14 protein-coding genes and 1 riboswitch are annotated in these 12,612 nt (G+C 42.2%); of the genes, 3 read left to right on the plus strand and 11 right to left on the minus strand.

The features are described 5' to 3' along the window. Positions 1–19: 19 nt before the first annotated feature. The 4 genes from NSS80_RS13510 to NSS80_RS13525 all read right to left on the minus strand — a co-directional run bounded on the left by NSS80_RS13510 (position 20) and on the right by NSS80_RS13525 (position 2,483). A complete protein-coding gene (locus tag NSS80_RS13510; protein WP_012010741.1) occupies positions 20–220 on the minus strand; it encodes a DUF2905 domain-containing protein in 201 nt (66 codons plus the stop codon). Then, positions 213–1,217, minus strand: a complete 1,005-nt coding sequence (gene ruvB / locus NSS80_RS13515) for a Holliday junction branch migration DNA helicase RuvB (RefSeq protein ID WP_024423143.1) — start codon at positions 1,215–1,217, stop codon at positions 213–215. Before ruvB ends, NSS80_RS13510 begins: the two co-directional genes overlap by 8 nt. An 11-nt stretch (positions 1,218–1,228) precedes the next feature. Continuing rightward, complete coding sequence (gene ruvA / locus NSS80_RS13520) at positions 1,229–1,834, minus strand: Holliday junction branch migration protein RuvA (RefSeq protein ID WP_024423144.1); 606 nt, start codon at positions 1,832–1,834, stop codon at positions 1,229–1,231. A 148-nt stretch (positions 1,835–1,982) separates the two neighbouring features. Next, a complete protein-coding gene (locus tag NSS80_RS13525) occupies positions 1,983–2,483 on the minus strand; it encodes an intercompartmental signaling factor BofC (protein WP_046312308.1) in 501 nt (166 codons plus the stop codon). A 239-nt stretch (positions 2,484–2,722) separates the two neighbouring features. On the opposite strand from NSS80_RS13525, the gene NSS80_RS13530 reads away from it, so the two are divergent. Further along, positions 2,723–3,367, plus strand: coding sequence for a serine/threonine protein kinase (locus NSS80_RS13530; RefSeq protein ID WP_034279877.1), 645 nt, complete (start codon positions 2,723–2,725; stop codon positions 3,365–3,367). Between the two features lie 32 nt (positions 3,368–3,399). On the opposite strand, the gene NSS80_RS13535 is transcribed toward NSS80_RS13530, so the two are convergent. Further along, entirely contained in the window at positions 3,400–3,582 is a 183-nt protein-coding gene (locus NSS80_RS13535; RefSeq protein WP_008342761.1) for a hypothetical protein, read from the minus strand. 192 nt (positions 3,583–3,774) lie between these two features. Between NSS80_RS13535 and NSS80_RS13540 the strand changes: the two genes are divergently transcribed. Beyond that, positions 3,775–3,921, plus strand: a complete 147-nt coding sequence (locus NSS80_RS13540) for a hypothetical protein (protein WP_317221905.1) — start codon at positions 3,775–3,777, stop codon at positions 3,919–3,921. Positions 3,922–3,955: 34 nt separating this feature from the next. On the opposite strand, the gene thiC is transcribed toward NSS80_RS13540, so the two are convergent. Then, entirely contained in the window at positions 3,956–5,716 is a 1,761-nt protein-coding gene (thiC, locus tag NSS80_RS13545; protein WP_041115103.1) for a phosphomethylpyrimidine synthase ThiC, read from the minus strand. A gap of 126 nt (positions 5,717–5,842) precedes the next feature. Further along, positions 5,843–5,951: riboswitch (TPP riboswitch) on the minus strand. A 235-nt stretch (positions 5,952–6,186) separates the two neighbouring features. Between thiC and NSS80_RS13550 the strand changes: the two genes are divergently transcribed. Then, on the plus strand, positions 6,187–6,819 hold the full coding sequence (locus NSS80_RS13550) for a LysE family transporter (protein ID WP_041115101.1): 633 nt from the start codon (positions 6,187–6,189) through the stop codon (positions 6,817–6,819). Positions 6,820–6,864: 45 nt separating this feature from the next. On the opposite strand, the gene NSS80_RS13555 is transcribed toward NSS80_RS13550, so the two are convergent. The 5 genes from NSS80_RS13555 to nadB all read right to left on the minus strand — a co-directional run bounded on the left by NSS80_RS13555 (position 6,865) and on the right by nadB (position 12,549). Continuing rightward, positions 6,865–7,482: a YhcN/YlaJ family sporulation lipoprotein gene (locus NSS80_RS13555; RefSeq protein ID WP_034279869.1), complete on the minus strand. Its 618-nt coding sequence runs from the start codon at positions 7,480–7,482 to the stop codon at positions 6,865–6,867. A gap of 133 nt (positions 7,483–7,615) precedes the next feature. After that, positions 7,616–8,902: a SafA/ExsA family spore coat assembly protein gene (safA, locus tag NSS80_RS13560; RefSeq protein WP_041115099.1), complete on the minus strand. Its 1,287-nt coding sequence runs from the start codon at positions 8,900–8,902 to the stop codon at positions 7,616–7,618. A gap of 131 nt (positions 8,903–9,033) precedes the next feature. Next, complete coding sequence (gene nadA, locus NSS80_RS13565; protein ID WP_041115097.1) at positions 9,034–10,143, minus strand: quinolinate synthase NadA; 1,110 nt, start codon at positions 10,141–10,143, stop codon at positions 9,034–9,036. Continuing rightward, on the minus strand, positions 10,130–10,993 hold the full coding sequence (gene nadC / locus NSS80_RS13570; protein ID WP_041115096.1) for a carboxylating nicotinate-nucleotide diphosphorylase: 864 nt from the start codon (positions 10,991–10,993) through the stop codon (positions 10,130–10,132). Before nadC ends, nadA begins: the two co-directional genes overlap by 14 nt. Beyond that, positions 10,975–12,549, minus strand: coding sequence for an L-aspartate oxidase (nadB, locus tag NSS80_RS13575; RefSeq protein ID WP_041115094.1), 1,575 nt, complete (start codon positions 12,547–12,549; stop codon positions 10,975–10,977). The genes nadC and nadB overlap by 19 nt, the downstream gene beginning before the upstream one ends. Positions 12,550–12,612: the final 63 nt, after the last annotated feature.

Below are 12,612 nucleotides of genomic sequence, written 5' to 3' on the forward strand. Positions count from 1 at the left end.
TGTAGTTAACTAGTTAACGTTATTTCATCCGTCCAAAGATATTAAGTAATATGGTTAGTACGATGCTAATGACAATGCATGTAATGACAGGAAAAAAGAACGTTACATTCCCTTTTTTCACAAAAATATCACCTGGAAGCTTACCAACCAATTGAAATACTAATCCTGCGGCAAAAAGGACACCACCTAAAATCATTAATATTTTAGGGAATTCAGTCACGAATCGGAACCTCCATTTGAAAATGTTCATACGCTTCTCTTGTGACGACCCGCCCTCTTGGTGTTCTTTGCAGGAAACCAATTTGCAGTAAGTACGGTTCGTACACATCTTCAATCGTATGTGATTCTTCTCCAATTGTTGCTGAGATCGTATCAAGCCCAACAGGACCGCCTCTAAATTTTTCGATCATACTTAAAAGCAGCTTATGGTCTATATGATCAAGGCCAAGCCTGTCGACTTGAAGACGCTCTAGGGCATCTTCCGCAATATCCTGCGTAATGGCATGATTCCCAAGCACCTGCGCAAAATCTCTTACTCTTCTGAGCAAACGATTGGCAACCCTCGGTGTTCCCCGGGAACGTCTCGCAATCTCTTCAGCAGAGCGAATATCGATCCCAATCTCAAACAGCTCGGCTGTTCTTGCCACAATGTGAGCCAAATCTCTTTGTTCATAGTATTCCAATCTTGCATGTACCCCAAACCTATCACGAAGCGGCGCTGTTAACAGCCCGACACGGGTTGTTGCACCTACAAGCGTAAATGGCGGTAAATCAAGCCGTACAGAGCGTGCTGTATCTCCTTTTCCAATGACAATATCTAAACAAAAGTCCTCCATTGCTGGGTACAGCACTTCTTCAATTGAGCGCTGCAAGCGGTGAATTTCATCAATAAACAATACATCACCTGGCTCAAGAGATGTTAAGATGGCCGCCAAATCACCAGGACGTTCAATCGCTGGTCCTGACGTTGTACGCAGCTGAACATTCATTTCATTGGCAATGATCGACGCAAGCGTTGTTTTCCCAAGTCCAGGAGGTCCATATAAAAGGACGTGATCAAGCGTTTCCTGCCTCATGCGGGCAGCTTCAATAAATACGCTGAGGTTATCCTTTACTTTTTGCTGACCGATATATTGGCTAAGTGTCTGTGGCCGCAGACTTTGCTCAATGGCTGATTCATGGTTGTCTGCTTCAGTTGAGACGAGCCGTTCATCCATGAGACATCACCCTATTTCAACATTTTTTGTAAAGCTTTTTTCACATATTGATCGGTTGTGAGATTCTTTTCTTCTTTTAATAATGGAAGAACCTTTTTGATTTCACGATCACCGTATCCAAGGACACTTAAGGCTTCAAGCGCTTCATCTAATGCAGTTTGCTGCGTTTCGACCTGAATGTGGTCCTCGTGATTAAATAAGTTGCCAATCATCTCTGGCACCACATCTGCAAGTTTGCCTTTTAGATCCAGAATGATTTGGCGTGCTGTTTTTTTGCCCACACCAGGGAATTTAATCAGGAACGCTTCATCTTCACGTTCTATCGCTGAAATGACAGCGCCAGGATCCCCGGAAGCAAGAATGGCGAGTGCGCCCTTTGGCCCAATTCCTGTGACATTTAACAGTTTTGTGAACAGCGCTTTTTCTTCTCGTGTTTGAAAACCGTATAACGAAAAGGCGTCTTCCTTTATGTAATGATACGTATAAATCGTTTCTTGTTTATTTACTCGATAGATAAACGGGTTTGGGGTATAGACTTGATATCCCACTCCGCCGTTTTCAATGACAACATATTGCGGGCACACATAATCAATGGTCCCTTTTACAAACTCTATCACCGTTTTCACCTCTTTGACTGTTCTTCATTGTAACATAAATCGAAGAGAAAACCGCAATAAAAGTTAACATACGTTCGCTCAGTACATTTTTATGATGAAACCACGAAAAACAGCTTGCGGCCTTCACACCAGCAAGCTGTTACACGCTTTAAAACGATACTTCATTTCGATAAGGCTTCATGACTTCAAGCACATGCTCAAATTCATCCTTTGTTCGAAAAGGAATGCCTTGCTCAAGCTGCTTTTCCACATGACTTTCTAAACGGGACGTATCAATTTGAAAAAAGAGATGAATAGGCTCCGCCCAGCCGTCAGGCCTTCCATGAAACGTAGAAATCACACCGTCCTCTGATAATCCGATATATCCATTTGCTTTACTTAATGGAGAGATATCATCAATTTGCTTTCTAAAAAGGGCAAAATCCTCTTTTTGTTCTACGAGCGTCCAGCCTTTATACTGCGCCCAGAATGTGTCTTTGTCTTCTAATGATGCCCGGTGTCTTTCAATACTCACATCGCCGTCTAGATAGACTTTTTCAAGCTGGACGGTAATAGAGTTTGACTGCTTTTGCAAGTGTTCTTTCCCTTCCATATCCGCAGCAAAAAAAAGCACACTTGTCATGATAAGTCCTGTAACGAAACATTTCATCTTCACTTTCACTATTTACACCTCTTTAGAACATGAGATCGATGCATGACATATGTAGTTTGACCCATTTTTCTAAACATTAACCAAATCGATCATTCAAATGTATGGTAAGAGTCTTTCGTTGTATCCTTCATTCGTAAATGTTATGTTTTATACAATCCATTGCTTTATCGAATGACACGGTTTTTTCATCATTCGTTTTTCAGCCGCATAAACTGAAACCAAAGAAGGTGAAGTCAATGTCAGATGTCAAAAGATTAGCCGAATCGATTCAATATCATGAAGAGAAACGTTTTCATAAGCTTGCCTATAAACCGGCAGAGCTTGAACTGTGCGGCAAAGGAAGAAGTGCCTATGTCTTTTTATACAAAAAAGACGGCAAGAAAATGGCACTAAAAGTTTTTTTCCCTTCTTATCAGCATATTGCCCGCAAAGAGGCTGCCATTTACGAAAAACTTTCTGGTTCGTCTTACTACCCTGAGATTTATGAGTCTGGGGATCAGTATATTTTAATGGAATATATTAAAGGCTACACATTCTATGAATGCCTTACAAAAGGAATTCCTATTAAAAAACAAATGATTGAACAAGTCGATGATGCGCTGGAGGAAGCGCGCGAGAAAGGATTGAATCCTTCTGATATTCATCTGCGCAATTTGATCTTAACAAAAGAAGGACGGATCAGGGTCATTGACGTTGCCAGATTCACGCAAACGAAAGCATGTCATCAATGGGATGATTTAAAAGCCGCTTATGCCTATTACCAAAAACCTTTTTTCCCTAAAAAAGCACCGCGTCTGTGGCTTGAAGTCATTGCATATTTGTATAAAAAGAACTGGCTGTCCCGCGGGCAGCTTAATAATCGAAATGATTTTTCTGCATAATGAAAGCCGCTCTCTTTGAGCGGCTTTCTGCGTTATTCTGTTTCTACATGGATACTATTGACGTTTAATAGGTTAATGATTTCATTATTCAGCTTAAACCAATGATTGGCTTCTTCAATTTTTTTATACACATCATAGGTAGCTGGACGTTTGAGCTCGAAATCAAGCACTTCCCCATTGTTCATATGAAATGTTACCTTAAATACTTTCATCATAAAGATCACCTTCCACTCTTCTTGTTCGCTAATCAAATAGATCAGCTCTTTTCATTCATTCTCTATTCAACTCGTTTCCCCTCCTTGTTTCCATTCAAACCCAAGAAGTTTAAATTTTGTTTAAATTCACACAACATATCTATCTCTCAGATCTGCAAAGAAGTATATTGATTAAAAAGGAGGCTGTCCTTAATGAAACAGAAAAAGAAACGAACATCTCCCGAAAAACAAACAGTCTTTTTTCATTTAACAGATGCTCTCATTCCAAGTGTGGACATGATGGCATATGCAGCAAAGGCATTTTTTTACCTTTTAAGAAAAGCCTTTTCAGCCGTTTGATAAAACCCCGCACAGCATCGTGCGAGGTTCTTTTTTAGGGCTGATAAATTTGACTTCCCTGACTGACAAACTCCTTCGCCTTCTTTTCCATCTCTCTTTTCACTTCTTCAGATTGATTGCGGATATCATGAGAAATTTTCATACTGCAAAACTTCGGTCCGCACATCGAGCAAAAGTGAGCGGTCTTAGCGCCTTCGGCAGGCAATGTTTCATCATGGAACGCCAAGGCTCTTTCTGGATCAAGTGACAGGTTGAATTGGTCCCGCCATCTAAATTCAAACCTCGCTTTCGATAAAGCATCATCGCGCTTTTGAGCAGCAGGATGTCCTTTTGCTAGATCAGCGGCATGTGCCGCAATTTTATAGGCGATCACGCCTTCTCTCACATCTTCTTTGTTCGGCAGACCTAAATGCTCTTTTGGTGTTACATAGCACAGCATGGCTGTTCCGTACCAGCCGATCATGGCCGCACCGATTGCGGATGTAATGTGATCATAGCCCGGCGCGATATCTGTTGTAAGAGGCCCTAACGTATAAAATGGTGCTTCCTTGCAAATGTCCATTTGCTTGTCCACATTCTCTTTGATTTTATCCATTGGGACATGTCCGGGCCCTTCAATCATTACCTGCACATCATGTTTCCAAGCGATCTCTGTTAATTCACCTAACGTTTCCAGCTCTGCAAACTGCGCCTCATCATTGGCATCAGCAATCGAGCCTGGTCTAAGTCCATCTCCAAGTGAAAAGGCGATATCATATTTTTTCATAATTTCACAAATGTCTTCGAAGTGAGTGTAGAGGAAATTCTCTTGATGATGAGCAAGACACCATCTTGCCATAATTGCACCGCCTCTTGAAACAATTCCAGTCACCCGATCGACTGTAAGCGGAATATATCTTAACAGCACGCCCGCATGAATTGTGAAATAATCTACACCTTGTTCTGCTTGTTCAATTAATGTGTCCCTGTACACGTCCCACGTCAAATCTTCTGCGACTCCATTCACTTTTTCAAGGGCCTGATAGATAGGAACGGTTCCTACTGGGACTGGGCAATTCCGAATGATCCATTCTCTCGTTGTATGAATATCCTTTCCAGTAGACAGATCCATCATTGTATCTGCCCCCCATCTGATCGCCCATGTCATTTTTTCAACCTCTTCATCAATGGATGACGTGACAGCTGAATTACCAATATTCGCATTGATTTTGACATGAAAATTCCTTCCGATAATCATTGGTTCACTTTCTGGATGGTTAATATTCGAAGGAATGACGGCTCTTCCGCTCGCTACTTCCTCTCTAACGAACTCAGGGCTTAGCTCTTCTCTTATTGCGATAAACTCCATTTCAGGCGTAATGATGCCTTTTTTGGCATAATGCATTTGCGTCACGCGCGCTCCTTGTTTCGCGCGGAGCGGCTTATGATGAAAATCAGTTTGGACAGAATGGAAGGACTCCTTCTCCCTTGAACGATATCCGTTATCTTCCGGTTTTACATAACGCCCTTCATAGCTTTCTGTATCTCCTCTTTCTTCAATCCATGCTGCCCTAAGACGCTTTAATCCCTTTGTGACGTCAATATGAACGTTCTCATCAGTGTACGGTCCACTCGTATCGTATACACGGACTGGTTCATTTTTTATGCCGCCCGCCTCTGTCACAGTATGTGAGAGCGCAATCTCTCTTTTCGGCACTAAGATATCGGGCCTTGATCCTTTCTCATACACCTTTCGGCTGCCGTCAAAGCTGGATAATAATGATTGGTTGGATGGGACACTTTTCTTTTCCTTCATTTGCTGTTCTCTCCTTTTCTTCTTGTCACCCGACAGGATGGAATCAGCACCAGCAAAAAACCAGGCTCTATTGAAAGAACCTGGTTTCGTCGTCAGAAATAAACATGCATATCATTGATAGGATACATGCATCATCTTCAACTTCCCCACGCTGGTACGAGCCAGATCAGGTCCAAAGGGTTAAGAAGCTTATGCTACTCTCTCAGCCCATTTACGGGCACCCCTAGTCACTTTTATTGATTTCCACATCAGTGTAGCATAGAGACATCATGAAAAAAAGAGAATTCAGGAAAATAGTTCCTTTCCCCTACAAGCTTTATGGAGTATATTGATATACAGATTTCTATACATGATCTGTCTCTCTCATTTCAATTAAATCTGAAATAATCGTTGATCCTTTTCTCCTATTATGTATAATTAATCTAAACGGAGAATTTTTATACAATTTATTCAAAGGAAGTTCTAGTCGATTGCAAACATTTCTCACATTTATCGTCGTAGGATTCTCAATTGCTCTGCCTGTTGGAGCGATCACGGTTGAAATGACAAAACAGGGACTCAAAAACGGATTCTTTCATGGTTTAACTGTCGGAGCAGGCGGTATGACCATAGACTTATTACTTATCTTGGCTTTATATGCTGGATTTGCTCAGTTTTTATCTTTGCCGTTTGTTCAAATCCCGCTCTGGCTGATCGGAGCTGTATTTTTAATGATTCTCGCATACGACTCCATTAAACACGCGGATCAAGATATCCATTTAGCAGGAGAAAAGGTCAATAAATCATTCGCAAAAACATATCGAAACGGCTTGCTCGTGGCGGTATCTCCTGGAAATCTTGTGTTCTGGGTTTCTGTTTTTGGTGCTGTACTTGCGGATGCGTATACAAAAACAGATTCATCTGAATTTATGCTGGCTGCCGGCGGTATCTTGGCAGGGATTTTCCTTCATGACATCGGTCTTCTCACACTTGTATCGTTAACAAGAAAAGTGATGAATCGGACGATGATCAAGTGGACATCCATTATTGCTGGTATTTTATTACTAGGGTTTGGCTGTTATTTCTTTTACGAATTTTATATAGGCATCAAGGTTTATTTTTAAGAAAAGGCTAAAGTTCGTGATGAACTTTAGCCTTTTTGTGTCAAACTATCGGGTCATGCCTGTTTGGCCTGTTTCAAATTGCGTTCTTCTCATGTCTCTAAAGCGAGTGAATGCACCTTCATCTTTTATGACTTGGACTGCTCTTCCATCCGCATAACGAGTCGCTGCTTCTTCTACTTGTGATACGCCTTCTGACGTCAGGCGGCCATCTGATTTAATGGCAATATACACATTCTCATCCGTCACCATGACTTGAGAGTCTGCCACGTGATTCATTTTATTGACGCGGTTGGCAATTTTTCTTGAACGCTGAATGTTCTCTTGTTTATCATAGCCTGAGAACGACATTTGGTTATGATAGTTCATATCTCCATGACTGTAGCGTCCATCTCCACCTGTGAGAGGCATTCGATCATCCGTTTGAGGACGTGTACGGTAATCAACATTTGTTGTATTTCTCCCGTTCATTCCCTCCATAAGTTCAGAAACTGGTCCTTGATGATCTTGGTTGTTGTCTTCCGCTCGTTGATTTGAATGATAACCAACCGGCTGGCCTGATTGATTATGACGTGTATCGACACCTGCGTTATTATTTGCACCACATGCCGTTAAACCAATAGGAAGAAGCACTAATGCGATTGTTTTTTGCCATTTTTGTCTCAAACGAAAAACCCCCTGTACAAATTCAATCTCATGAGCGCGAAACAGGCTCTGTTTTAGCATGTACAGTTAGGAAAAAAATCAAGCTGTCAGTTATAAACAAAAAAAGGAACGATTGAGATCGTTCCTTCTGTCATTAATCTTCTTCCTCTTCCTCCGGCCTTGCAAAAACGGATTGACCTGGATATGGCTGCATATAAGGCTGAGCTGGATAAGCCCCCATTTGGCCATAAGGAACAGGATTCGGATCATGTCCTGGCCAAGGCTGATGATGCTTCATGCCATCATCGCATCCGCAGTCTCCCTTTCCATATGCTGGATTTGAAACATTTGGATAAAACCCTTGATTTGCGTTAGCATTTGCGTTGGCGTTTGAATGCATATGGTGATGCCAGTGATGTCCGTCGTTTGCATGGTGCTCATGATTCTCTCCGTAGTAAGCTGGCGCTTGATACGCAGGATAATACGGATGAGCCGGGTATGGATATGGCATCATATGATGATGATAATATGGCTGGATTGGATAACATAGGCCTGATCCCGGTAAAATTGGCGATGCCGGCACCATTTGCTGCGGATATGGATACATCGCCGGCATGTAATGACCATAACCAAAATAAGGATCATATGGTTCATGATGATGGTGCTGATGATGATGCTCGTTATTTTCAGCCACTCCCCCTACCGCTGCCCCTCCCATATTTGGCATTTGCGGGAAGTTAGGAAGGTTCGGATAATTGCCATGCTCCATGTCTTTTCCCTCCTCTTTTTGATGCGGAATATGAATAAACGGATCATACCCCTTCGCCACTTCTTCTTTTAGATGACCTTTATTTTCATGATGAAAATGGTCCTTGTTATCTTTATGTTCCTTATTTTCATGATGAAAATGATCCTTGTGGTCTATATGTTCCTTATTTTCATGATGAAAATGATCCTTGTTATCTTTATGGTCTTTATTTTCGTGATGAAAATGATCCTTGTGATCCTTTTTGTGATGAACGTGATCTTTTTTCTCATGATGATCTTTTTTGGGAGGAGGCGTGAATGGCTGATAGAGATTGGTCTGATAATAGTTCACATCGACTTGCGGAAAAACTGGCTGCTCGATCTTTGGCACTGGCGGTACATATGGTACCGGTTCATTTGGCTTTTCCTTCGGTTTCGTATCTTGCACTTGCACAACATCTTTTGGCTTTTCTTTCACATACGGATGTTCTTTCGTTTTTGGCATTTCTTTTGCTTTGTGATGATCTGTTTTCACAGGAACACCACTAGATGGAATTTTAATCTTCATACCCGGCATGATCAAATCAGGATTACTGAGCTGTGAATTTAGTTTTTTCAATTCTTGAAAGTCGACTCCGTATTTCTTTGAAATTTTCCAAAGGGAGTCTCCTTTTTGCACAATATGAATTTTCAACGTTTTCCCCTCCTATGCAAAACGTGAACGTAACGGTTATGTCAGAAGTACAATATGTTTCAACATAAATTTATGCCTATTTACAAGCCGATATGATAAAAACTTGTTTTCTGATAAGAGGGGCTGATTCATTATTTAATGGTGAGCATTTTCTTGAGTGCAAGCAATGCGTCTTTCGTGATGTCTTCATTGACCTGTATCAACCCGGCCGGCTGACCCTTCTCAATGCTTTCAAGTGACCATAACAAATGAGGCAGATCAATCCGGTTCATAGTCAAACATGGACACATATCTGGGTTAAGGGATTCAATTTGTTTATCTGGGTGCTGCGCTATGATCCGTTTGACTAAATTCATCTCTGTTCCAATCGCCCATTTGCTTCCTGCTGGTGCCTGTTTGATCGTATCAATAATAAATTTCGTTGAACCTGCTAGGTCAGAAGCCCTTACGACCTCATGCGTGCATTCAGGATGGACAAGAATTTGAATGTCACGGTCTTTTTTTCTCATTTTTTCTATATTCTGAACGGTAAACTTCTCGTGTACGGAGCAATGGCCTTTCCATAAAATCATCTTAATACGAGAAAGCGGCTGATCGGTGATGAGCTTTTCTTCTATCTGATCCCACACAGCCATTTCTTCTAGCGGAATACCTAAATCAAAAGCCGTATTACGCCCTAGATGCTGATCAGGGAGAAACAGAATCCGCTCTTTTTGTGTCAGTGCCCACTCGAGTACTTTTTTAGCGTTTGACGAAGTAACAGTCGCCCCGCCATGCTTGCCGACAAATGCTTTAATATCTGCTGTTGAATTGACGTACGTAAGCGGAAGTATTGTATCCCCAAACAGATCAGTGAGCTGCTCCCATGCTCTGTCTGTTTGTTTCATGTTCGCCATATCTGCCATTGAACAGCCCGCCCTCATATCTGGCAAAACGACGCTTTGATTCTTGTTTGACAGCATATCTGCCGTTTCTGCCATAAAGTGAACACCGCAGAACACAATGTATTCAGCCTCGTGATTGTCGGCAGCTATTTGTGCCAGCTGCAATGAATCTCCTGTTGCATCTGCAAATTCGATGACCTCATCCTTTTGATAATGGTGGCCCGGTATAAAAAGCTTTGAGCCAAAAGCCCGCTTAATTTCTAACACTCGCTGCTTCATCTCATCTTCAGAGCGGTGTTTATATTCATCTGGCATCATGACTGCATGTTGATTGGCTAATACATTAAGCATGGACATGAGTTGTTCCCCCTTTATGACTGAATTCCATATTCATACTAAAATCAAATGCTGGAGCAGAATGTGTCAGAAAGCCAAGTGAAATAAGGTCGACTCCTGTGCCCCTGTAGCTTGGCAATGTCTCTAGCGTGATGCCTCCTGAAGCCTCTGTCAGAATGGACTCTGGCGTCATTTGTTTAAAACGTTTTACTTCGTCCGGAGAGCAGTTATCAAACATAATGACATCCGCTTTTGCATCAATGGCTTCTATAAGCTGCGTTTCTGATTCAATTTCCACTTCAATTTTCACCATATGACCGGCATATGCTCTTGCTTTCTCTACAGCTTCACGGATAGAACCGCATGCCGCGATATGATTATCTTTAATCATCACCCCATCCGATAAGCCAAAGCGATGATTCTTTCCACCGCCTGTCTTTACTGCGTATTTTTCTAACATACGCAGGCCGGGTGTCGTTTTTCTCGTATCACAAATCGTAATAGACGGGTCAGCTAATCTGCGGACCGCCTCATGTGTTAAGGTGGCGATACCTGTCATTCGCTGCAAAAGATTTAAAATGACCCTCTCTCCCTTTAATAAGTCGTTGACTGGGCCCTTTATTTTCGCCAGTACAGCGCCTGAATGAATCCAATCACCTTCTTGAAAATACAGCTCCGTTTGAATCTGTTCATTCAACAGGCCGTACCCTAGATCAATCACTTGTGATCCTGCCAATACACCAGATTGTTTCGCAATGATAAAAGCTGTTCCCTTCTTGTCTCCAAAGATGGCATCTGCTGATACATCTCCAAAGCCAATATCTTCTGTAAAAAAATGAGTGAGCATTTGTTTTAACTGTAAACGTTCCATTTGGCACCGATCCTTTCATTTTTCATGATATGAATTTGACCTTTTTCATGAACAATCTGCCTGCCCTGCCACAACGCGTCGCTCCGCTCTGGATAATCCATTCGATAATGGCCGCCTCTGCTTTCTGTACGGAGTAATGCAGATTTAGCAAGGCAAACCGCCAATGCCCATTGATTGCTTAATTCGATCTGTTCATTTGTGATATCCTTCACATTAATTTGCTGAAAATTGACACGTTGTAACGAATGGAGTAAAGTCTGCAAGCCCTTTTCATCTCTCACAATGGCCGCAAATGTAGTCATCCATTGTCTCAGCTGAGTTGTTGAAATCATTGGAACCATCCATATTTCTTGAATGGAAAAAGGTGGACTTGTTTCTTTCTGTTTAGGCAGTTGTTCAATTCTCTGTGCCGCTTTGCTGCCTAACACGAGACCTTCCAGAAGAGAATTACTCGCCAATCGATTCGCACCGTGTAAGCCAGTGCAGGCCGCTTCTCCAATGGCAAATAGCGCTGGAACAGTCGTTTCTCCATATTCATTGACGCTGATGCCGCCCATTAAAAAGTGCATACCGGGGGAAATTGGCAGCCTGCCGCTTTCCATATCAACGCCTGCACGCTGGCACATCTGAGCTATGGCCGGAAAACGAGCTGAAAAATGCGGGATATCATGGATGTTAAGATACAATTGATGACCTAATTGCTGCTCATGAAAAATAGTTCTAGCGACCACATCTCTAGGTGCTAAATCAGCTTGTGGGTGAATACCTTTCATGATCCGCCTGCCTGTTTCATCTTCTAAATAAGCTCCCTCTCCCCGTACTGCCTCTGAAATGAGGCCAACTACTTTTCCAGCGATTGTTAAAAGAGTTGGATGGAATTGAACAAATTCGAGATCCACTAATTGTGCCCCGGCTCGATAGGCCATCATCAGTCCGTCTCCTGTGATAGAAGGATCATTTGTGTTTGTCTCATACAGGGAGCCGCAGCCGCCAGTTGATAAAACAACGGCATCTGCGGTCATCGTATGTACGTGTCCTGTCTCGTCTTTCCATACAACACCCGTACATGTCCCTTCATGAATCAATAGATCAATGACATGATGATATTCGTATAAATGAATATGTGAGCCGAGCTGACTTTTCATAAACTGTACAAGGGTTTTACCTGATTGATCTCCTCCTGCATGCAAGATGCGATGAGTGGTATGTGCTCCCTCTTTGCCTAATTGCGGCTCTCCTGCCTCATCTTGATCAAATGGACAGCCTTCTGCTACGAGCTGCTCCACAAGGTGTTTTCCAAGTCTCACGATTTCTTGTACGGTTCTTTCATCATTGTGATCACAGCCGGCAGCTAGTGTATCTTGCACATGCTGCTCAGCTGAATCATGTGCTGAAAAGGCAGCAGCGATTCCTCCTTGAGCCAGCATGGAATTACTAGATGAACATTGTTTTTTTGTCATCATGATGACCTGGCAGCTTTTCGAAATGGTTTTTGCAAAGGAAAGCGCTGCAATGCCTGATCCCACCACAATAACTTTTTTGATTGATGACACCATTGCCCCTCCTGTCATTTACACCTGTCTTGACACATATCATTACACAACACTAAAATAAATACA

Origin of the sequence: Bacillus sp. FSL M8-0350, assembly GCF_038593345.1 — a bacterium.
In the GTDB taxonomy this organism is placed as follows: domain Bacteria; phylum Bacillota; class Bacilli; order Bacillales; family Bacillaceae; genus Bacillus; species Bacillus safensis.